The following is a 420-nucleotide window of genomic DNA, read 5'->3' on the forward strand; positions in this document are numbered from 1 at the left end:
CAAGTTGTGGAATATCAGCAGCGGTAAAATCATTTCTACCTTAAATGGGCATCAAAGTTATGTCTACAGCGTGGCTTTTAGTCCCGATGGTAAAACTTTAGCCTCTGGTAGTGGGGACAAAACCATCAAGTTGTGGAATATCAGCAGCGGTAATATCATTTCTACCTTAGAAGGGCATCAAAATTATGTCAGCAGCGTGGCTTTTAGTCCCGATGGTAAAACTTTAGCCTCTGGTAGTCGGGACAATACCATCAAGTTATGGAATATCAGCAGCGGTAAAATCATTTCTACCTTAGATGGGCATCAAGTTGATGTCTACAGCGTGGCTTTTAGTCCCGATGGTAAAACTTTAGCCTCTGGTAGTCGGGACAAAACCATCAAGTTGTGGAATATCAGCAGCGGTAAAATCATTTCTACCTT

The 420-nt window shown here is 42.1% G+C and carries 1 protein-coding gene; it reads left to right on the forward strand.

Annotation, left to right across the window (positions count from 1 at the left end):
- On the forward strand, positions 1–420 hold a 420-nt coding region (locus ACM03V_RS34480), incomplete at both ends, for a WD40 repeat domain-containing protein (protein ID WP_414625313.1).

This window comes from Calothrix sp. CCY 0018, from assembly GCF_963920925.1.
GTDB lineage: Bacteria > Cyanobacteriota > Cyanobacteriia > Cyanobacteriales > Nostocaceae > Rivularia.